The following is an 18805-nucleotide window of genomic DNA, read 5'->3' as shown; positions in this document are numbered from 1 at the left end:
TCACTCACGACGATCGCCGGACGGTTCCGAGAAGGAACGCGTCCGGCGATCGTCGTGTGTGAGGGGGAGGCGGACCGTGGTCAGCCCGCCGCCGCGGGTTCCGGCTGCTCGGCGGCGGGGCCGGGCACCGCGGCCACGGCCACGGGGCGCTCACGCAGCGACAGGAGCACCCGCACGACCGCGATCCACACCAGGCACGAGCCCAGCATGTGCAGGCCGACCAGGATCTCCGGTGTGTCGGTGAAATATTGCACGTACCCGATCACGCCCTGAGCCATCAGCACCAGGAAAAGGTCACGGGCGCGGTGCAGCGGGCCGACCGGCGCGTCGACGGCCTTCAGTACGAACCAGAGCGCGACGGACAGCGCCACCACGACCCAGGCCAGATCGGCGTGCAGCTGCGCGATCATCTTCCAGTCGATCGGAATGCGGTGCACGTCGCTGGAGTCGCCCGCGTGCCGCCCGGCGCCGGTGACCACCGTGCCGACCGCGATCAGCAGCCCCGCGGCGACCACGAGCAGCCAGGTCAGCTGGGACACCGCCTTGCCGACCAGCGGCCGGGGCGCCTCGTCGCCCTCGCCGACCCGCTGCCAGGTCACCATCGCGACGGTGAGCAGCGCCGTGGAGAGCAGGAAGTGCGCCGCGACGGTGTACGGGTTGAGGCCGACCAGCACCACGATGCCGCCGAGCACGGCATTGCCCATGACCACCCAGAACTGCACCCAGCCGAGCTTCGTCAGGCTGTGCCGCCAGGGCTTGGCGGACCGGGCGGCGATGATCGCCCAGCCGACGGCCGCGCACAGGACGTAGGTCAGCATCCGGTTGCCGAACTCGATGGCGCCGTGGAAGCCCATCTCGCTCGTCGCCGTGAGGCTCTCGTCGGTGCACTTGGGCCAGGTCGGGCAGCCCAGGCCGGAACCGGTCAGCCGCACCGCGCCGCCGGTCACGACGATGAGCACGGCCATGACGACGGCCGACATGGCCGCACGGCGGACCGTACGGGGGGAGGGGGTCCATCGCTCGGCGATGTACAGGAGCGGGTTCCGCGCGGCTTGAGCGACTTCGGCTCGGGTCAGCTTGGGCACGCGCACCATCGTAGGCGGCGGCTTGTGCAAGCTTTCACGAGGGGGACGAGTTACCCCGAAACGTCGACGGTGCGCGTCCGCGCGCTCACCTGCCGCGGGCGGCCGGGCTCACTCCCAGCGGAAGAACTTCGCCGCCGCGCCCAGCCCGAGGACCGCCCACGCGGCCAGGATGCCGAGGTCGCCCCACGGCATCGAAGCGCCGTGCTGGAGCACCTCGCGCAGACCGTCCGACAGGGCCGCGATCGGCAGCAGTCCGAGCACCGACTGCACCGCGTCCGGGAACTTGTCCAGCGGCACGATGACCCCGCCGCCGACCAGCAGCAGCAGAAAGACCAGATTGGCCGCGGCGAGCGTCGCCTCCGCCTTGAGCGTCCCGGCCATCAGCAGCCCGAGCCCGGAGAAGGCCGCCGTGCCGAGCACGAGCAGCAGCAGGACGGCGAAGGGGCTGCCGTGCGGCGACCAGCCGAGCGCGAACGCGATCACCGTGAGCAGCACCACCTGGAGCACCTCGGTGACCAGCACCGCGAGAGTCTTGGCGGTCATCAGCGCCCAGCGCGGCAGCGGTGAGGCGCCGAGCCGCTTGAGCACCCCGTACCGCCGCTCGAAACCGGTGGCGATGGCCTGGCCCGTGAAGGCCGTGGACATCACGGCGAGCGCGAGGATGCCCGGCGTCAGGAAGTCGACGGACTCGCCCGCGCCGGTGTCCACGATGTCGACCGCGCTGAACAGCACCAGCAGCAGCGTCGGGATGATCACGGTCAGCAGCAGCTGCTCGCCGTTGCGCAGCAGCATCCGCGTCTCCAGGGCGGTCTGCGCGGTGATCATGCGGCCCAGCGGGGCGGCGCCCGGCCGCGGGGTGTACGTACCGGCGCTCATGCGCGCAGCTCCTTGCCGGTCAGTTCCAGGAAGACGTCCTCCAGCGTGTGCCGCTCCACGGAGATGCCGGACGGCATCACTCCGTGCCGGGCGCACCAGGAGGTGACGGTGGCCAGCAGCTCCGGGTCGACGTCACCGCTGATGCGGTACGCGCCCGGGACGAGCTCGGCCGCCTCGGTGCCGTCGGGCAGCGCCTTCAGCAGCGAACCGATGTCGAGACCGGGGGGGCCGGTGAAGCGCAGGGTGTTCTCGGCGCCGCCGCGGCAGAGCGTCTCGGGACTGCCCTGGGCGATGACCTTGCCCGCGTCGATGACGGCGACGTCGTCGGCGAGCTCCTCGGCCTCGTCCATGAAGTGCGTGGTGAGGACGACCGACACCCCGTCGGTGCGCAGCTCGCGTACGAGTTCCCAGGTGGAGCGGCGGGCCTGCGGGTCGAGGCCGGCGGTCGGCTCGTCGAGGAAGACCAGTTCGGGGCGGCCGACGACGGCCATCGCCAGGGCGAGCCGCTGCTGCTGGCCGCCGGAGAGCCGCCGGTAGGTCGTACGGCCGCAGCTGCCGAGGCCGAGGCGCTCGATCAGGGTGTCGACGTCCAGGGGGTGGGCGTGGAGCTTCGCCATGTGGCGGAGCATCTCGTCGGCGCGTGCGCCGGAGTAGACACCGCCCGACTGGAGCATCACGCCGATCCGGGGGCGGAGCTTCGCGGCGTCGGCGACCGGGTCGAGGCCGAGGACCCGCACCGTTCCGGCGTCGGGGCGGCGGTAGCCCTCGCAGGTCTCGATGGTGGTGGTCTTACCGGCGCCGTTGGGGCCGAGGACGGCGGTGACGGCGCCGGTGCGTACACACAGGTCGAGGCCGTCCACCGCGGTCTTGGGGCCGTACCGCTTCACCAGGCCGCGGACCTCGACAGCGGGGTGCGGCGCGGAGCGCGTCGATGGGGGGTGGCGGCCGGGTGACGGGAGGGCGGGCTCGCTCTTCATGGCGGGCAAGTCTAGGCAGGGGCGGAATGCCCCGGTCTCCCGGGGCCGGATTAGGTAACCCTAAGTGATGAACGGCACCGTAGATCGTTTCGGACCGTGGTTGTCAGGGCCGGATGAATTACGCAACAATGGCGTTGTGAAATACGTTGGCGAGGCTCCGCAGGAGGAACTCGCGACCGGAGAGCGCTCGACGCGCAACCGGGTCGCGCGCTCCATCCTGGACCACGGCCCGTCCACCGTCGCCGAGCTGGCGAAGCGCCTCGGCCTCACCCAGGCAGCGGTCCGCCGCCATCTCGACGCCCTCGTCACCGACAGCGTCATCGAGGCCCGTGAGCAGCGGGTCTACGGGGCGCGGACCCGTGGCCGCCCGGCCAAGGTGTTCGCCCTCACCGACTGCGGCCGGGACGCCTTCGACCAGTCCTACGACAAGCTCGCGGCGGACGCCCTGCGCTGGATCGCCGAGACCTCGGGCGAGGAAGCGGTCACCGCTTTCGCCCGGGCCAGGATCGCGGCCCAGTCCGAGGCGTACCGCACGGCGGTCGAGGCCGCGGACCCCGGGGCCCGCACCGAGGCGCTGGCCAAGGCCTTGTCCGTCGACGGGTACGCTGCTACGGCGCGTAGCGCGCCCGGTCCGCAGCAGGGCGAGCAGCTGTGCCAGCACCACTGCCCGGTCGCTCATGTCGCCGAGCAGTACCCGCAGCTGTGCGAGGCGGAGACGGAGTTCTTCTCCAGCCTCCTCGGGACGCATGTGCAGCGTCTGGCCACCATCGCCCACGGCGACGGTGTGTGCACGACGTACATTCCGCGCAGCGGCCACCCAGCACCACAGACCACCAATTCAGCATCTGCAAGCACGGCCGGGAGGAACCCCGCATGACGCTCCCTACGGAGACTGCCCACCCTGAGCTCGAGGGTCTGGGCACGTATGAATTCGGCTGGGCCGACTCCGACGCGGCAGGCGCCGCCGCCAAGCGCGGGCTCTCCGAGGCGGTCGTCCGCGACATCTCGGCGAAGAAGAACGAGCCCGAGTGGATGCTGAAGCTGCGCCTCAAGGGTCTGCGGCTCTTCGACAAGAAGCCCATGCCGAACTGGGGCTCCGACCTGTCGGGCATCGACTTCGACAACATCAAGTACTTCGTGCGGTCCACGGAGAAGCAGGCGGAGTCCTGGGAGGACCTGCCCGAGGACATCAAGAACACCTACGACAAGCTCGGCATCCCGGAGGCGGAGAAGCAGCGCCTGGTCGCCGGTGTCGCCGCGCAGTACGAGTCCGAGGTCGTCTACCACCAGATCCGTGAGGACCTGGAGGAGCAGGGCGTCATCTTCCTCGACACCGACACCGCGCTGAAGGAGCACCCGGAGCTCTTCAAGGAGTACTTCGGCACCGTCATCCCGGTCGGCGACAACAAGTTCGCCTCGCTGAACTCGGCCGTGTGGTCCGGCGGCTCGTTCATCTACGTGCCCAAGGGTGTCCACGTCGACATCCCGCTCCAGGCCTACTTCCGTATCAACACGGAGAACATGGGCCAGTTCGAGCGGACGCTGATCATCGTCGACGAGGACGCCTACGTCCACTACGTCGAGGGCTGCACCGCCCCGATCTACTCCTCCGACTCGCTGCACTCCGCGGTCGTCGAGATCATCGTGAAGAAGGGCGGCCGCTGCCGCTACACGACGATCCAGAACTGGTCGAACAACGTCTACAACCTGGTCACCAAGCGCGCCGTGGCCTACGAGGGCGCGACCATGGAGTGGGTCGACGGCAACATCGGCTCCAAGGTCACCATGAAGTACCCGGCCGTCTACCTGATGGGCGAGCACGCCAAGGGCGAGACCCTCTCCATCGCCTTCGCGGGCGAGGGCCAGCACCAGGACGCCGGCGCCAAGATGGTCCACATGGCGCCGAACACCTCCTCCAACATCGTCTCCAAGTCGGTGGCGCGAGGCGGCGGCCGCACCTCCTACCGCGGTCTGATCGAGATCGGCGAGGGCGCGCCGGGCGCGAAGTCCAACGTGCTCTGCGACGCGCTGCTGGTCGACACGATCTCGCGCTCCGACACCTACCCGTACGTCGACGTCCGCGAGGACGACGTGTCGATGGGTCACGAGGCGACCGTCTCCAAGGTCTCCGAGGACCAGCTCTTCTACCTGATGAGCCGCGGTCTGACGGAGTTCGAGGCGATGGCGATGATCGTGCGCGGCTTCGTCGAGCCGATCGCGAAGGAGCTGCCGATGGAGTACGCCCTTGAGCTCAACCGGCTGATCGAGCTGCAGATGGAGGGCTCGGTCGGCTGACACGGCTTAGTAAAGCCTGACGACCGAATCCCCCGACCTTGACAGAGAAAGCGAGCACTACGACAGCCATGGCTGAGGCTCAGAACATTCCGGCGGGGTCCACCACCACCGGGTCCATCGCGGTGGCCGCCGAGTCGACCGTCGCCACGCGCATGAGCGCGCCCCCGTCCTTCGACGTCGCGGACTTCCCGGTCCCGCACGGCCGCGAGGAGGAGTGGCGGTTCACGCCGCTGGAGCGGCTGCGCGGGCTTCACGACGGCACGGCCACCGCCACCGGCGGCGGTGTGAAGGTCGTGATCGAGGCCCCCGAGGGGGTCACGGTCGAGACCGTCGGCCGCGACGACGCCCGGCTCGGCAGGGCCGGCACCCCGGTGGACCGCGTCGCCGCCCAGGCGTACTCCTCCTTCGAGCAGGCGTCCGTCGTCACGGTCGCCAGGGAGGCCGTGCTCACCGAGCCGATCCGCATCTCGGTGCACGGCGAGGGCGGCGTGGCCTACGGCCACCAGGTCGTCGAGCTGGGTGCCTTCGCCGAGGCCGTCGTCGTCATCGACCACACCGGTGACGCGGTGCTCGCCGCCAACGTGGACTACGTCCTCGGCGACGGCGCGAAGCTCACCGTCGTCTCCGTGCAGGACTGGGACGAGAACGCGGTCCACGTCGGCCAGCACAACGCGCTGGTCGGCCGGGACGCCTCGTTCAAGTCGATCGTCGTCACCTTCGGCGGCGACCTCGTCCGCCTCCACCCGCGCGTCAGCTACGCGGGCACCGGCGGCGAGGCCGAGCTCTTCGGCCTGTACTTCACCGACAAGGGCCAGCACCAGGAGCACCGCCTCCTGGTCGACCACAACACCCCGCACTGCAAGTCCAACGCCGCCTACAAGGGCGCGCTCCAGGGCGACGGCGCACACGCGGTGTGGATCGGTGACGTCCTCATCCGGGCCAGGGCCGAGGGCACCGACACCTACGAGATGAACCGCAACCTCGTCCTCACGGACGGCGCGCGGGTCGACTCCGTGCCGAACCTGGAGATCGAGACCGGCGAGATCGTCGGCGCCGGCCACGCCTCCGCGACCGGCCGGTTCGACGACGAGCAGCTCTTCTACCTGATGTCCCGGGGCATCGACGCCGAGGAGGCCCGCCGGCTCGTCGTGCGCGGCTTCTTCGCCGAGCTCGTCCAGCAGATCGGTCTGCCGGACGTCGAGGCGCGGCTGCTGGAGAAGATCGAGGCCGAGCTGAAGGCTTCCGTCTGATGGCCTTCGTCAAAGTCTGTGCGCTGAGTGAGCTGGAGGACGACACCCCGAAGCGGGTGGAGCTCGACGGCGTCCCGGTGTCCGTCGTCCGTACCGAGGGCGAGGTGTTCGCGATCAACGACATCTGCTCGCACGCGAACGTCTCACTGTCCGAGGGAGAGGTCGAGGACTGCATGATCGAGTGCTGGCTGCACGGTTCCAGCTTCGACCTGCGTACCGGCAAGCCGTCCGGCCTTCCCGCGACGCGCCCCGTCCCCGTATACCCCGTCAAGATCGAAGGGGACGATGTGCTCGTCTCCGTCACCCAGGAGTCCTGAGTCACCCATGGCAACGCTTGAAATCCGCGACCTGCACGTCTCCGTCGAGGCCGACAACGCCACGAAGGAGATCCTCAAGGGCGTCGACCTGACCGTGAAGCAGGGCGAGACCCACGCCATCATGGGCCCCAACGGGTCCGGCAAGTCCACCCTCGCGTACTCCCTCGCGGGTCACCCCAAGTACACGATCACCAGCGGTTCGGTGACCCTGGACGGCGAGGACGTCCTGGAGATGACCGTCGACGAGCGCGCCCGCGCCGGTCTGTTCCTCGCGATGCAGTACCCGGTCGAGATCCCCGGTGTCTCGGTCTCCAACTTCCTCCGTACCTCCGCCACCGCCGTCCGCGGCGAGGCGCCCAAGCTGCGCACCTGGGTGAAGGAGGTCAAGGAGACGATGGGCCGACTCCAGATGGACCCGGCGTTCGCCGAGCGCAACGTCAACGAGGGCTTCTCCGGCGGTGAGAAGAAGCGCCACGAGATCCTTCAGCTGGAGCTCCTCAAGCCGAAGGTCGCGATCCTCGACGAGACCGACTCCGGCCTGGACGTCGACGCCCTGCGCATCGTCTCCGAGGGCGTCAACCGGGTCCGCGAGACCGGCGAGGTCGGCACCCTGCTGATCACGCACTACACGCGGATCCTCCGTTACATCAAGCCCGACTTCGTGCACGTCTTCGCCAACGGCCGCATTGCCGAGTCCGGCGGTGCCGAGCTCGCCGACAAGCTGGAGAACGAGGGCTACGAGGCATATGTGAAGGGTGGCGCTTCCGCGTGACACAGCTGCCGGGCCTCCTCGACACCGAGGCGATCCGCAAGGACTTCCCCCTGCTGGATCGGACGGTCCACGACGGGAAGAAGGTCGTCTACCTGGACAGCGCTGCGACCTCGCAGAAGCCGCGCCAGGTGCTCGACGCCCTCAACGAGTACTACGAGCGGCACAACGCCAATGTGCACCGCGGTGTGTACACGATCGCGGAGGAGGCCACGGCGCTGTACGAAGGCGCCCGTGACAAGGTCGCCGCGTTCATCAACGCTCCCAGCCGCGACGAGGTGATCTTCACCAAGAACGCCTCCGAGTCGCTCAACCTCGTGGCCAACATGCTCGGCTGGGCCGACGAGCCCTACCGGGTGGACCACGACACCGAGATCGTCACCACGGAGATGGAGCACCACTCCAACATCGTGCCGTGGCAGCTGCTCTCGCAGCGCACGGGTGCGAAGCTGAAGTGGTTCGGCATCACCGACGACGGCCGCCTCGATCTGTCCAACATCGACGAGATCATCACGGAGAAGACGAAGATCGTCTCCTTCACCCTGGTCTCCAACATCATGGGCACGATCAACCCGGTCGAGAAGATCATCCGCCGGGCCCAGCAGGTCGGCGCGCTGGTCTGTATCGACGCCTCGCAGGCCGCCCCGCACATGGTGCTGGACGTGCAGGCGCTGCAGGCCGACTTCGTGGCCTTCACCGGTCACAAGATGGTCGGCCCGACCGGCATCGGCGTGCTCTGGGGACGGCAGGAGCTCCTGGAGGACCTGCCGCCGTTCCTCGGTGGCGGCGAGATGATCGAGACCGTGTCGATGCACTCGTCGACGTACGCCCCCGCGCCGCACAAGTTCGAGGCCGGTACGCCCCCGATCGCCCAGGCCGTGGGCCTCGGCGCGGCCGTGGACTACCTCTCGGCGATCGGCATGGAGAAGATCTACCGGCACGAGCACGCGATCACCGAGTACGCGGTGAAGCGGCTCCTTGAGGTCCCGGACCTCCGGATCATCGGTCCGGCGACGGCCGAGGACCGAGGCGCCACGATCTCCTTCACGCTCGGCGACATCCACCCGCACGATGTGGGCCAGGTGCTCGACGAGCAGGGCATCGCGGTCCGGGTCGGACACCACTGCGCCCGGCCGGTCTGCCTGCGGTACGGAATTCCTGCGACGACGCGAGCGTCGTTCTATCTGTACTCCACGCCCGCCGAGGTGGACGCCCTGGTGGACGGACTGGAACACGTACGGAACTTTTTCGGTTAATTGGGACAGCGGCTGAGGGTTGACTGGTGAAGCTTGATTCGATGTACCAGGAAGTGATCCTGGACCACTACAAGCACCCCCACGGGCGCGGCCTGCGGGACGGCGACGCCGAGGTGCACCACGTCAACCCGACGTGCGGCGACGAGATCACTCTCCGGGTGAAGTACGACGGCGAGACCATCGCCGACGTGTCGTACGAGGGTCAGGGCTGCTCCATCAGCCAGGCCAGCGCCTCCGTGCTGAACGACCTGCTGGTCGGCAAGGAGCTGGGCCAGGCGCAGAAGATCCAGGAGACCTTCCTGGAGCTGATGCAGTCGAAGGGCCAGCTGGAGCCGGACGACGCGATGGAGGAGGTGCTGGAGGACGCGGTCGCGTTCGCCGGTGTCTCGAAGTACCCGGCCCGGGTGAAGTGCGCGCTGCTGAGCTGGATGGCGTGGAAGGACGCGACGGCGAAAGCGCTGTCCGAAGGGAAGACGGCATGAGCGAGAACACGGTGACATCCGACGAGAGCCCGACGGTCAAGCCGGCCTCCGAGGAGGAGGTCCGCGAGGCGCTGTACGACGTGGTCGACCCCGAGCTGGGCATCGACGTCGTCAACCTCGGCCTGATCTACGGCATCCACATCGACGACGCCAATATCGCCACCCTCGACATGACGCTGACGTCCGCGGCCTGCCCGCTGACCGATGTCATCGAGGACCAGGCGAAGTCCGCGACCGACGGCATCGTCAACGAACTGCGGATCAACTGGGTCTGGATGCCGCCGTGGGGACCGGACAAGATCACGGACGACGGGCGCGAGCAGCTGCGCGCCCTGGGCTTCAACGTCTGAGCCCACGGACGACGAACGGCCCCCGGCTCCGCGCCGGGGGCCGTTTTTCGTCGTTGTTTCGCCAGCCGTACGCATGATGTGTGTCCCTCGTTGGCACGGGTACCGGAACCTACCCGCGACACCACGCCGACGAGAGGCATGCCGTGCTGCATCAGTTTTCGCTCCCCGACCGCAGGGTGGCCGCCGCCGCGGGCGGAGTTCTCCTGCTGGCCGCTCTGGGGGTCAACACCCCCGCGCACGCCGCGAGTTACGGAACGCCGACGATCGCCTTCTCGGCCTCCTATCTGTCCGGTGCCGTCGGCGCGAGCGGTGACCCGGCGGTGACCGTCACCGTCGCGCAGAGCGGGGCCGATGCGACCGAGCTCGGCGTGGCGGCGTCCGCCAGCTCCAGGCCGTCCGTCGCCGGGGCCGGGGATGTGACCATGACGGGCACCGGCGGCACCCGGAAGCTCACGGTCACCGCGCACGGACGCGGCTACACCGACCTCACGATCAAGGTCACCGGACTCGGCGGCAAGACCGCCACCAGGACGCTGCACTACGCAGCCTCCGCCGCCGTGCAGAACGCCGTCGACACCCGCTGGCTCACCGGTTCCTCGGACTCCTCGGCCGCTGTCGACGTCGGTGGCGGCTACATGGTCGTGGCCGACGACGAGTCCAACACGCTGCGCCTGTACGACCGTTCCGCGTCCGGCGGGCCCGTGCGGAGCTGGGACGTCGGCTCGGAGCTCGGGGCGGACAAGGAGATCGACATCGAGGGCGCGGCCCGGGTCGGCGACACCATCTACTGGACCGGTTCGCTCGGCAACAACAAGGACGGCGAGTACAAGTCCGACCGCAACACCGTCTTCACCACGACGGTGACCGGCTCGGGCGCCGCCACCCGGCTGAAGGCGGGCGGCTCGTACGGCAAGCTCCGTGACGACCTCGTCGCCTGGGACAAGGCGAACGGCAACCGGCTCGGCTTCGCCGCGGGGACGGCGGACGGTGAGGCGCCCAAGCAGATCGACGGATTCAACATCGAGGGCCTGGAGTTCGCGCCCGGCTCGACGACCACCGCGTACCTCGGCTTCCGGGCGCCCCTGGTGCCACCGAAGTCGGGGGGCAAGGCCCTGATCGTGCCCGTCACCAACTTCGACAAGGTGGCCGGCCGCGGGGCGAAGGCGGTCATGGGCGCGCCGATCGAGCTGGACCTCGGCGGGCTCAGTATCCGGGACATCCGCAAGAACGCCGCCGACCAGTATCTGATAGTGGCCGGCTCCTGGGCGGCCGACGACAACTCCGACCCGTACGCCCTCTACTCCTGGGACGGCGTCGCCGCGCACGCCCCGGTCAAGCGGGCCGATCTGCCGACGGCGGACCCGGGCGGCTGGGAGGCCGTCGTCGACGTTCCCGACCTCACCGTTCCGGGCGCCCGAGCGCAGCTGATCACGGACGCCGGGTCGGCCGATCTGTACGGGGACGGCACGGAGGCGAAGGATCTCGACCACGCCGAATGGAAGAAGTCCCGGGCCGTCCGGTTCACCGTCGGCGGCTGACGGACCGGACGGCCTCGCGAATCCGGGGTGCGAACGGTCATGTCCGCCGGGCAGACCGGCGGGCATGGCCGTTTCCTTTTACAGCATCGTCATCGACGCGCACGATCTGCCGTCGCTCGCCCGCTTCTGGAGCCAAGTGCTCGACTGGCAGGTGCTCTTCGAGGCCGACGACGAGATCGTCATCGGTGCCGACAAGTCCGCCCTTCCCGGTATCACCTTCGTTCCCGTACCGGAGCGGAAGACGGTGAAGAACCGGCTGCACATCGATCTCGCCCCCGATGACCTGGCCGCCGAGGTCGAGCGCATCATCGGGCTCGGGGCGCGGCGGGGCGACATCGGGCAGCAGGCGGATGTGGGCTGGGTGGTACTGGAGGACCCCGAGGGGAACGAGTTCTGTGTGCTGACGCCCAAGAACTCGCTCATCGACTGAGGCGAACGGACGCGCTCAGGGGCCGTACTGCGGGCCGTACTGCGGTGGTACGGCCGCCGCCTCGGCGAGGGCCGGGCCCAGGTTCTCCGTACGCATGCGCCGGTCGACGTAGAGCAGTCCGGTCACCAGCTGCGGGAACGTCGCCGAGACGAACTGGCCGATCAGCTGTCCCAGCGCCACGATCACCAGATAGCCGCTCATGGCGAAGGCGATCGAGGCGGCGTTCGGGTCCTCGTCCAGGGTCGAGCCGCCGATCAGGCCGGAGAACATGCCGAGGAACGAGAACGGGATCTGGATGATGTAGCTCGCCACGGCGGCCAGCGCGGAGGCCAGCAGGGTGATCCCGAGGACCCGCCACCAGTCGCCGCGCACCAGTTGCGCCGAGCGGCGCAGGGCGGCCACCGGGGACTGCCCCTCGAACACCACGGCCGAGGGCGCCAGGCAGAACTTCACCCAGAGCCAGATCGCGAGGGGAGCGAAGGCCAGGGCGCCCAGGAAGCCGAGCGCGGTCCACAGCACGACACTGCCGCCGTGCGCCAGGGTGATGGTGCCGATCACGAACGCGAAGAAGCCGACCACCAGGAGCACCATCGGGATCATCGCGATCAGGAAGGTCAGGACCACCGTTCCGAACACCGCGGGCACCCGGGCCCAGGCCCGGCGCCAGACGGCGGAGAACGTGGCCGGTCGGCCCAGCACCGCCTCCTGCAGAATCGTGGGAACGGTCGCGTACATCATGGTCGTAGCGAGCGCGAAGGCGATCAGGGCGGCCAGCCAGACGACGCCGAGGGCGACCAGGATCGGCACCATGTCGGAGGACGCCGGGTCCTCGTCGGCGCTGAGCGAGATGACCCTGTGCAGATGGTCGCTGACCGCGGAGTACCCGATCAGGGCCGCGGCGGCCATGACCACCAGCGCCCCGCCGTACGCGGCCGCGCCGATGCCGAACAACTGCTTCCAGTAGCGCCCCATCGTGCTGAAGGCGCCGCCGAGTATGTCCCCGAGCTTCAGGGGCGCCAGCGGGATCACCCCGGGCTTGGGCGGCGGCATCCAGCCGCCGCCCCATCCCGGTGGTCCCGGGGGCCCTCCGTACGGTGCTCCGCCGCCCCACCCTGCGTCCTGCGCCACTGTTGCTCCGTCATGTCGTCGTACTGGTGTGCTGGTCGGGACACCGTAGCGTTCCTGGTTGGCGAGAAGTGCCCGTACCGTCGCACGGGCGGCGATGCGTACACTCGTACACATGGGTTACGGACTACTGGCCGCGGCGATCGCGGCGGAGGTGGCCGGTACGACGGCCATGAAGTACAGCGAGGGCTTCACCCGGCTCTGGCCCTCGCTGATCACCGTCGCGGGATACCTCGTGGCCTTCGGGCTGCTCGCCCAGACGCTGAAGACGCTGTCGGTGGGCACCGCCTATGCCATCTGGGCCGGGATCGGCACCGCGGCGGTCGCCGCCATCGGCATCCTCTTCATGGGCGAGTCCGGCAGCCCGGTCAAGCTGGCGGGCGTAGCGCTGGTCATCGCCGGAGTGGTGGTGCTGAATCTGGGCGGGGCCCACTGATGGTGCGCCGCTACGACCCCGAGCGGCGCGACCGCATCATCGACGCCGCGATCAGGGTGGTCGGCGCCAAGGGCATCGCGGGGCTGAGTCATCGCTCCGTCGCGGCCGAGGCCGATGTGCCGCTCGGCTCGACGACGTATCACTTCGCCTCGCTGGACGAGCTGTTGATCGCCGCGCTGCGCCGGTCGAACGAGAACTTCGCCGAGGTCATGCGGGAGAGCGAGGCACTGGCCGACCCGGAGGCCGACCTCGCCGAGGAGCTGGCCGGGCTGCTGGGGGAGTACTTCTCCGGCGGGCGCGGACGGGCCGAGCTGGAGTACGAGCTGTATCTCGCCGCGCTCCGCAGGCCCGCGCTGCGGCCCGTCGCCGCCGAGTGGACCGACGGCACCGCCGAGCTGCTGTCCGGGCGCACCGATCCGGCCACGGCGCGGGCGCTGATCGCGCTGATGGACGGGATCTGCCTCCAGGTGCTGCTCACCGGCGGCGAGTACGACGAGGGGTACGCGCGGGAGATGCTGGGGCGGATCGCCGGGTGACGGCTCCGTCCCCGCGCGTGCCCCTTATTCGCCGGGCGGGCCGCCGTTCCGTACCGCCGTCAGTGCCGCCCGGACGCTCGCCTCGATGTCCGTGATCGGATACAGCGCCTCGCGAACCGTCCGGTCACGGTCCACCACCAGCGTCAGCCGCTTCAGCCGGCTGGTCCCCCCGGCGCGGAAGGTGGGCAGGCGCAGCGCCGCCGTCAGCTCCAGCTCCGCGTCGGACAGCAGCGGGAACCTCAGCCGCTCCGCGTCGGCGAAGGCCCGCTGCTCGTCCGGGCGCTGGGTGGAGACCCCGTGCACGGTCGCGCCCGCCGCCGTGAACTCGGCCAACTGGTCGCGGTACGTGCAGGATTCGAGCGTGCAGCCGCTCGCGCCCGGGATCTCGGCCCAGCCCGGCGGATAGGAGTCCCGGCGGGCGTAGGCGCCGGGGAAGCAGTACAGGACGGTGTACGGGGTGCCGGCGACCGGGTCGCGCGACGCGCCGTCGTGGTCCAGCAGTCGCAGCTCGGGCAGGCGGGTGCCCACCAGGGCGTGCACCCGGGCCGCCTCCTTCGAGGCCTCCGCGGCCGTCGCCATCATTTCCCCTTCCCCCAGCACCCAGGTGTCGCCCCAGTCCTGGAGCGCGATCAGTACGGGCAGCAGCGCGCGGCCGCGCCGGGTGAGCCGGTACTCGTACCGGGGCGGCCGGTCCTGGTACGGCTCCCGGGAGAGCACCCCCGCGTCGACCAGCAGCCGCAGCCGCTCGGTCAGCACCTTGCGGGACACGCCCAGCTCTTCCTGGAGCGCGTCGAAGCGATGCACCCCGCGCGCCGTGTCCCGCACGATCAGCAGGGTCCACCAGTCGCCCACGACATCGAGTGCCTGGGCGATCGCGCAGTCGGCGTCGGCCAGGCTGGTGCGCTGGGGCATGGGCTCCTCCGTCGGTCTCCCGCATCCGCCGCTTACCGGATTGACCTGCAGGAAACCATGATGCCATAGTCAGTTCCCAAAGGAAACTCACTGGGGGGAGGGTGCTGGGGATGGGCTTCTTCGGGGTCGTGCGGGACGTACCGCGCACGGTGCGGCTACTGGCCTTCGGCTCCTTTCTCAACGGAGTCGTCAGCTTCACGTTCGTCTATCTCTTCGTCTATCTGACCGGCCCGCGCGGGCTGAGCGTCCCGCAGGCCGGAGTCATCGCGGGCTTCGGCGGCATCGGCCTCGTCGCGGGGAACTTCACCGGTGGCTGGTTCGGCGACCGCTACGGACACCGCCGGATGCTGCTGACCGGCGCGCTGGTCAGTGGGGTGGCGCTCGCGGCCCTGCCGGCCCTGCCGGTCGCCGCGATGTACGGGGTGCTGCCGCTCGCCCAGTACGCGGCAGGCGTCGTACGCGCCGCCAACTCCGCGCTCGTCGCGGTCTCCGTCCCCGAGGGGAGCCGGCGCCAGAGCTTCGCCCTCGTCCGGGCCGGAGGCAACGCCGCGTTCGCCGTCGGCCCGCCGCTCGGCGCGCTGATCGCCGCCCGCTTCTCGTACGACTGGCTGTTCGTCGCCGACGGCCTGGGGACCCTGATCTTCGCCGGGTACGCGGCGACGGTGCTCCCGGCGCACGGCACCGCGCACAGCCGGCCGGCCCACGATCCCGGCGCGCCCGGCCTCTGGCGGGAGCTGCGGGCCAGGCCTGCCGTGCTGGTCCTGCTCGCCGCGATCCTCTGCGTCGACCTCGTCTACCGGCAGCAGTACTCGACCCTGCCCGTCTTCCTTGCCGAGCACGGCCACGGCGCCCGGTTCTACGGCTGGCTGCTGTCGGTCAACGGCGGCCTCATCCTGCTGCTGGAACTCCCCGCGGCGCACGCGCTGCGCCGACGGGCGCCGCTGAGCGTCGTGGGCACCGGGCTGCTGCTGGTGGGGCTGGGTTATGCGGTGCTGATCCCGGGGGTCGGCGCGCTGTTCGCCGTCACGATGATGGCCTCGCTGACCGCGGGCGAGATCCTCTACAAGACCACCGCCACGGCGTACGTCGCCGACCAGGCCCCCGCCCATGCGCAGGGCCGCTTCCAGAGCCTGTACGCGGGCGCCTCCATCAGCGGCCAGGTGCTGGCGCCGCCGCTCGGCGGTGCGCTCTACGCCCACGCGCCCGGACTGCTCTGGCCCGCCTGCGCGGTGCTGGCCTGCGGCGCGGGGGTGGCGGTGCTGGCGGCGCGGCGGCCGTGGGGGCCGTGGGGGTCCGGGGCGGTGCCGGGGCCGGTGCGCGCGGAGGCCGCCGTGCCGGTACCCGAACGGCAGACGCGGCCCGGCTGACCTGGCAGGTCCGGCTCCCCGGCCGGGGCGCGACCATCCGGCGAGACCGGTTGGCCCCGGTGGCGCCTCGCCGGTTAGGTTTCGTGTCATGACCGACACGACTCCTGCTCGCACCACCGGCGCCGTCGCCGCCGGCCTCGCCACCATCGCCGGCGACGGTTCCGTTCTCGACACCTGGTTCCCCGCCCCCGAGCTCACCGCCGAGCCGGGCCCGGCCGGAACCACGCGGCTCACCCCCGACCAGGCCGTCAACCTCCTCGGCGAGGGAGCCGCCAAGGCGATCGGCGTGGACGCCCGCCGCGGTGTCGAGATCGTCGCCGTACGTACGGTCATCGCCTCGCTCGACGACAAGCCGATCGACGGGCACGACGCCTACCTGCGCCTGCACCTCCTCTCGCACCGCCTCGTCCAGCCGCACGGCCAGAACCTGGACGGGCTCTTCGGCCTCCTCACCAATGTCGCCTGGACCTCGCTCGGCCCGGTCGCCGTCGACGACGTGGAGAGGGTGCGGTTGAACGCCCGCGCCGAGGGACTGCACCTCCAGGTCACCTCGGTCGACAAGTTCCCCCGGATGACGGACTACGTCGCACCGAAGGGCGTCCGGATCGCCGATGCCGACCGGGTCAGGCTCGGCGCGCACCTCGCCGCCGGCACGACCGTCATGCACGAGGGCTTCGTCAACTTCAACGCGGGCACCCTCGGCACGTCGATGGTCGAGGGCCGCATCTCCGCGGGCGTCGTCGTCGGCGACGGCTCCGACATCGGCGGCGGCGCCTCCACCATGGGCACCCTCTCCGGCGGCGGCAAGGAGCGCATCGTCATCGGCGAGCGCTGCCTGATCGGCGCCGAGGCCGGTGTCGGGATCGCGCTCGGCGACGAGTGCGTCGTCGAGGCCGGGCTCTACGTCACGGCCGGTACCCGCGTCACGCTGCCGGACGGCCAGATCGTCAAGGCCCGTGAGCTCTCCGGCGCCTCGAACATCCTCTTCCGCCGCAACTCGGTCTCCGGCGCCGTCGAGGCCCGCCCGAACAACGCGGTCTGGGGCGGCCTCAACGACGTCCTGCACAGCCACAACTAACCCGTGGCGGCGAGCAGTTGCTCGTAAGCCCTCCGCAGCCCGTCGGTCGCCTCGCGCCCGGCGGGCTGCAGCGGTTCGCGGACCGGTCCGGCGCCGAGCAGGGCCTTCGCCGTGACCGTGCCGGGCAGCCCGGACGCCATCATCAGTTCGGCGAGCGGGAGGACGAGCCGGTTGTGCCGGGCGGCTCCGGCGGTGTCCCCGGCGTCGAACGCGTCCAGGACCGCCCTCAGCGCCCGGGGCGCCACATTGGCGACCGTGCTGACATAGCCCGCCGCGCCCACCGCGTACAACGGCAGGTTGAGCTCCTCGCAGCCCGAGTAGTACGCCAGCGAGGTCGCGCCGATCACCTTCGTGGAGCCGAGCAGGTCGTACGCGCAGTCCTTCACGGCCGCGACGCGCGGGTGCTCCGCGAGCCGCAGCAGGGTCTCCGGCTCGATGCGGGTGCCGGTGCGGCCGGGGATGTCGTACAGCATCAGCGGCAGGCCGGTCGCGTCGGCGACGCGCCTGAAGTGTGCCTCGACGGCGGCCTGCGGCGGCCGGCTGTAGTACGGGGTCACCACCAACAGGCCGTCCGCGCCCGCCCGTTCGGCCTGCCGGGCGAGGTTCACGGTGTGCCGGGTGTCCGCGCTGCCGACCCCGGCGACGATCGGCACCCCGTCGCCGACCGCCGCCCTGACCGCCCGCAGCAGTGCGGTCTTCTCGGCGTCGGTGGTGGTCGGGGACTCGCCGGTGGTACCGCTCAGCACCAGGCCGTCGCAGCCGTCGGCGACCAGGGCGGCGGCATGCTTCGCGGCGGCGTCCGGGTCCAGTGCGCCGGAGTCGGTGAACGGCGTGATCATGGCGCAGAGCGTGCGGCCGAAGGGGGTTGCGGATGCGATCATTCCCGAATTGTCGGCCTGTCGGACCGTGAAGGTCCACTTAGATCTGCTCGGGATGAGCGGCAAGAACCGCTTAACGGTCGCGGGGCCGGGTCCCGCACTCTGGCATGATCGAACGGCTATGCGACAGGCCGAGACCGGGGTGGGTGCGTGAGCGTGCGAGGACTGGCGGGGACCGGAACGGGGACCGGGAGACGGGGGCCGCTGGCGGCCGGGCTCCTGGCCGGGGTGCTGGGCCTCACGCTCTCCGGATGCGCCGGGTTCCTCGTACCGGCGGGCGAGGGCGAGCCGGAACCGACGCCCAGCCGTTCGTACGGGGTGCACGCCGACAAGCTGCCGACACCGTTCCCGAGCGTCTCCGCGCCGGTGCTCCCCGACCGGCCGCCGGCCGCGCAGGGGCCCGCCCCCACCCCCACCGTCCCGGCCGGCTGCCCGTCCTCCGGACTCGTCGTCGACATGGGCGAGGTGGAAGCGGCGCTCGGCCACCGGGCCGTCGGCCTCACCCTCACCAACTGCGGCAGCAAGCCGTACCGGGTCCACGGCTACCCGTCCGTCCGGGCCCTGGACGAGGCCGGCGACCCGCTGCCCGTCCCGGTGAATCCGGGCTCCTCGTACATGGGCAGCGACCGCGGGCCGCAGGAGGTCATGCTGAAGCCGGGGAAGACCATGCGGTCGCTCCTGGCCTGGGTGTCCACCCCGACCGGCGGTGACCTCATCGAGGGCGACGCACTGGAGATCGCCCCGGCCCCCGGCCTGGAGGCGCGCACCTTCCCGCTCAAGGGCAGCGACGTACGGCTGCTCGACGAGCTCAACATGACCGCGTGGCGGGCCGATTCCGGCCAGTAGCG

Annotated in this window: 21 protein-coding genes; 15 read left to right on the top strand and 6 right to left on the bottom strand. The window is 70.5% G+C overall.

Features of this window, described 5'->3' with window-relative positions; all coding sequences use genetic code 11:
- Positions 1-80: 80 nt before the first annotated feature.
- From ABZY11_RS23295 to ABZY11_RS23285, 3 genes are all read right to left on the bottom strand, one after another.
- The gene (locus ABZY11_RS23295; RefSeq protein WP_356480994.1) at positions 81-1094 is read right to left on the bottom strand and encodes a COX15/CtaA family protein; all 1014 of its coding nucleotides are present in this window, start codon (positions 1092-1094) and stop codon (positions 81-83) included.
- 99 nt (positions 1095-1193) lie between these two features.
- On the bottom strand, positions 1194-1961 hold the full coding sequence (locus ABZY11_RS23290; RefSeq protein ID WP_356480993.1) for an ABC transporter permease: 768 nt from the start codon (positions 1959-1961) through the stop codon (positions 1194-1196).
- Positions 1958-2938, bottom strand: a complete 981-nt coding sequence (locus ABZY11_RS23285) for an ABC transporter ATP-binding protein (RefSeq protein WP_356480992.1) — start codon at positions 2936-2938, stop codon at positions 1958-1960. Before ABZY11_RS23285 ends, ABZY11_RS23290 begins: the two co-directional genes overlap by 4 nt.
- Before the next feature lie 136 nt (positions 2939-3074).
- Between ABZY11_RS23285 and ABZY11_RS23280 the strand changes: the two genes are divergently transcribed.
- The 10 genes from ABZY11_RS23280 (at position 3075) to ABZY11_RS23235 (ending at position 11625) form a co-directional block, all read left to right on the top strand.
- Positions 3075-3815 (top strand): metalloregulator ArsR/SmtB family transcription factor, encoded by a 741-nt coding sequence (locus ABZY11_RS23280; RefSeq protein ID WP_356480991.1) that lies wholly within the window; start codon positions 3075-3077, stop codon positions 3813-3815.
- A complete protein-coding gene (gene sufB, locus ABZY11_RS23275; RefSeq protein WP_356480990.1) occupies positions 3812-5233 on the top strand; it encodes a Fe-S cluster assembly protein SufB in 1422 nt (473 codons plus the stop codon). Before ABZY11_RS23280 ends, sufB begins: the two co-directional genes overlap by 4 nt.
- Positions 5234-5301: 68 nt before the next feature.
- Positions 5302-6483 carry a Fe-S cluster assembly protein SufD gene (gene sufD, locus ABZY11_RS23270; RefSeq protein WP_356480989.1) on the top strand — a complete coding sequence of 394 codons (1182 nt, stop codon included), beginning with the start codon at positions 5302-5304 and terminating at the stop codon, positions 6481-6483.
- Positions 6483-6800 carry a bifunctional 3-phenylpropionate/cinnamic acid dioxygenase ferredoxin subunit gene (locus ABZY11_RS23265; RefSeq protein WP_356480988.1) on the top strand — a complete coding sequence of 106 codons (318 nt, stop codon included), beginning with the start codon at positions 6483-6485 and terminating at the stop codon, positions 6798-6800. The genes sufD and ABZY11_RS23265 overlap by 1 nt, the downstream gene beginning before the upstream one ends.
- Before the next feature lie 7 nt (positions 6801-6807).
- Positions 6808-7572 carry a Fe-S cluster assembly ATPase SufC gene (gene sufC / locus ABZY11_RS23260; RefSeq protein WP_266736468.1) on the top strand — a complete coding sequence of 255 codons (765 nt, stop codon included), beginning with the start codon at positions 6808-6810 and terminating at the stop codon, positions 7570-7572.
- On the top strand, positions 7569-8825 hold the full coding sequence (locus ABZY11_RS23255) for a cysteine desulfurase (RefSeq protein ID WP_356480987.1): 1257 nt from the start codon (positions 7569-7571) through the stop codon (positions 8823-8825). Before sufC ends, ABZY11_RS23255 begins: the two co-directional genes overlap by 4 nt.
- 26 nt (positions 8826-8851) lie before the next feature.
- Entirely contained in the window at positions 8852-9307 is a 456-nt protein-coding gene (sufU, locus tag ABZY11_RS23250; protein ID WP_072483050.1) for a Fe-S cluster assembly sulfur transfer protein SufU, read from the top strand.
- A complete protein-coding gene (locus ABZY11_RS23245; RefSeq protein ID WP_356480986.1) occupies positions 9304-9657 on the top strand; it encodes a metal-sulfur cluster assembly factor in 354 nt (117 codons plus the stop codon). The genes sufU and ABZY11_RS23245 overlap by 4 nt, the downstream gene beginning before the upstream one ends.
- A 143-nt stretch (positions 9658-9800) precedes the next feature.
- A complete protein-coding gene (locus ABZY11_RS23240) occupies positions 9801-11195 on the top strand; it encodes a hypothetical protein (RefSeq protein WP_356480985.1) in 1395 nt (464 codons plus the stop codon).
- A gap of 64 nt (positions 11196-11259) precedes the next feature.
- The gene (locus ABZY11_RS23235) at positions 11260-11625 is read left to right on the top strand and encodes a VOC family protein (protein WP_356480984.1); all 366 of its coding nucleotides are present in this window, start codon (positions 11260-11262) and stop codon (positions 11623-11625) included.
- Positions 11626-11640: 15 nt separating this feature from the next.
- Here ABZY11_RS23235 and ABZY11_RS23230 read toward each other — a convergent pair whose 3' ends face one another.
- A complete protein-coding gene (locus ABZY11_RS23230; protein ID WP_356480983.1) occupies positions 11641-12675 on the bottom strand; it encodes a hypothetical protein in 1035 nt (344 codons plus the stop codon).
- Between the two features lie 190 nt (positions 12676-12865).
- Here ABZY11_RS23230 and ABZY11_RS23225 point away from each other — a divergent pair, with 190 nt between their 5' ends.
- Positions 12866-13186 (top strand): multidrug efflux SMR transporter, encoded by a 321-nt coding sequence (locus ABZY11_RS23225; RefSeq protein ID WP_356480998.1) that lies wholly within the window; start codon positions 12866-12868, stop codon positions 13184-13186.
- A complete protein-coding gene (locus ABZY11_RS23220; RefSeq protein WP_356480982.1) occupies positions 13186-13722 on the top strand; it encodes a TetR family transcriptional regulator in 537 nt (178 codons plus the stop codon). Before ABZY11_RS23225 ends, ABZY11_RS23220 begins: the two co-directional genes overlap by 1 nt.
- A 24-nt stretch (positions 13723-13746) precedes the next feature.
- Here ABZY11_RS23220 and ABZY11_RS23215 read toward each other — a convergent pair whose 3' ends face one another.
- Positions 13747-14634 (bottom strand): winged helix-turn-helix transcriptional regulator, encoded by an 888-nt coding sequence (locus ABZY11_RS23215; RefSeq protein WP_356480981.1) that lies wholly within the window; start codon positions 14632-14634, stop codon positions 13747-13749.
- A 110-nt stretch (positions 14635-14744) separates the two neighbouring features.
- Here ABZY11_RS23215 and ABZY11_RS23210 point away from each other — a divergent pair, with 110 nt between their 5' ends.
- Both ABZY11_RS23210 and dapD read left to right on the top strand, forming a co-directional pair.
- On the top strand, positions 14745-16001 hold the full coding sequence (locus ABZY11_RS23210; RefSeq protein ID WP_356480980.1) for an MFS transporter: 1257 nt from the start codon (positions 14745-14747) through the stop codon (positions 15999-16001).
- An 88-nt stretch (positions 16002-16089) separates the two neighbouring features.
- A complete protein-coding gene (gene dapD, locus ABZY11_RS23205) occupies positions 16090-17079 on the top strand; it encodes a 2,3,4,5-tetrahydropyridine-2,6-dicarboxylate N-succinyltransferase (protein ID WP_356480979.1) in 990 nt (329 codons plus the stop codon).
- Here dapD and dapA read toward each other — a convergent pair.
- The gene (gene dapA, locus ABZY11_RS23200) at positions 17076-17960 is read right to left on the bottom strand and encodes a 4-hydroxy-tetrahydrodipicolinate synthase (RefSeq protein WP_356480978.1); all 885 of its coding nucleotides are present in this window, start codon (positions 17958-17960) and stop codon (positions 17076-17078) included. The genes dapD and dapA overlap by 4 nt on opposite strands.
- 201 nt (positions 17961-18161) lie before the next feature.
- Here dapA and ABZY11_RS23195 point away from each other — a divergent pair, with 201 nt between their 5' ends.
- Entirely contained in the window at positions 18162-18803 is a 642-nt protein-coding gene (locus tag ABZY11_RS23195; protein WP_356480997.1) for a DUF4232 domain-containing protein, read from the top strand.
- Positions 18804-18805: the final 2 nt, after the last annotated feature.

This window comes from Streptomyces sp. NPDC006510 (assembly GCF_040611955.1).
Lineage (GTDB): Bacteria > Actinomycetota > Actinomycetes > Streptomycetales > Streptomycetaceae > Streptomyces.
This window is presented reverse-complemented; position numbering and strand designations above follow the sequence as displayed.

Bases quoted from the DNA above. Each gene is read 5' to 3' on its own strand.
- ABZY11_RS23295 (WP_356480994.1), bottom strand. From the start codon at position 1,094: ATGGTGCGCGTGCCCAAGCTGACCCGAGCCGAAGTCGCTCAAGCCGCG.
- ABZY11_RS23290 (WP_356480993.1), bottom strand. From the start codon at position 1,961: ATGAGCGCCGGTACGTACACCCCGCGGCCGGGCGCCGCCCCGCTGGGC.
- ABZY11_RS23285 (WP_356480992.1), bottom strand. From the start codon at position 2,938: ATGAAGAGCGAGCCCGCCCTCCCGTCACCCGGCCGCCACCCCCCATCG.
- sufB (WP_356480990.1), top strand. From the start codon at position 3,812: ATGACGCTCCCTACGGAGACTGCCCACCCTGAGCTCGAGGGTCTGGGC.
- sufD (WP_356480989.1), top strand. From the start codon at position 5,302: ATGGCTGAGGCTCAGAACATTCCGGCGGGGTCCACCACCACCGGGTCC.
- ABZY11_RS23265 (WP_356480988.1), top strand. From the start codon at position 6,483: ATGGCCTTCGTCAAAGTCTGTGCGCTGAGTGAGCTGGAGGACGACACC.
- sufC (WP_266736468.1), top strand. From the start codon at position 6,808: ATGGCAACGCTTGAAATCCGCGACCTGCACGTCTCCGTCGAGGCCGAC.
- ABZY11_RS23245 (WP_356480986.1), top strand. From the start codon at position 9,304: ATGAGCGAGAACACGGTGACATCCGACGAGAGCCCGACGGTCAAGCCG.
- ABZY11_RS23235 (WP_356480984.1), top strand. From the start codon at position 11,260: ATGGCCGTTTCCTTTTACAGCATCGTCATCGACGCGCACGATCTGCCG.
- ABZY11_RS23230 (WP_356480983.1), bottom strand. From the start codon at position 12,675: ATGCCGCCGCCCAAGCCCGGGGTGATCCCGCTGGCGCCCCTGAAGCTC.
- ABZY11_RS23225 (WP_356480998.1), top strand. From the start codon at position 12,866: ATGGGTTACGGACTACTGGCCGCGGCGATCGCGGCGGAGGTGGCCGGT.
- ABZY11_RS23220 (WP_356480982.1), top strand. From the start codon at position 13,186: ATGGTGCGCCGCTACGACCCCGAGCGGCGCGACCGCATCATCGACGCC.
- ABZY11_RS23215 (WP_356480981.1), bottom strand. From the start codon at position 14,634: ATGCCCCAGCGCACCAGCCTGGCCGACGCCGACTGCGCGATCGCCCAG.
- ABZY11_RS23210 (WP_356480980.1), top strand. From the start codon at position 14,745: ATGGGCTTCTTCGGGGTCGTGCGGGACGTACCGCGCACGGTGCGGCTA.
- dapD (WP_356480979.1), top strand. From the start codon at position 16,090: ATGACCGACACGACTCCTGCTCGCACCACCGGCGCCGTCGCCGCCGGC.
- dapA (WP_356480978.1), bottom strand. From the start codon at position 17,960: ATGATCGCATCCGCAACCCCCTTCGGCCGCACGCTCTGCGCCATGATC.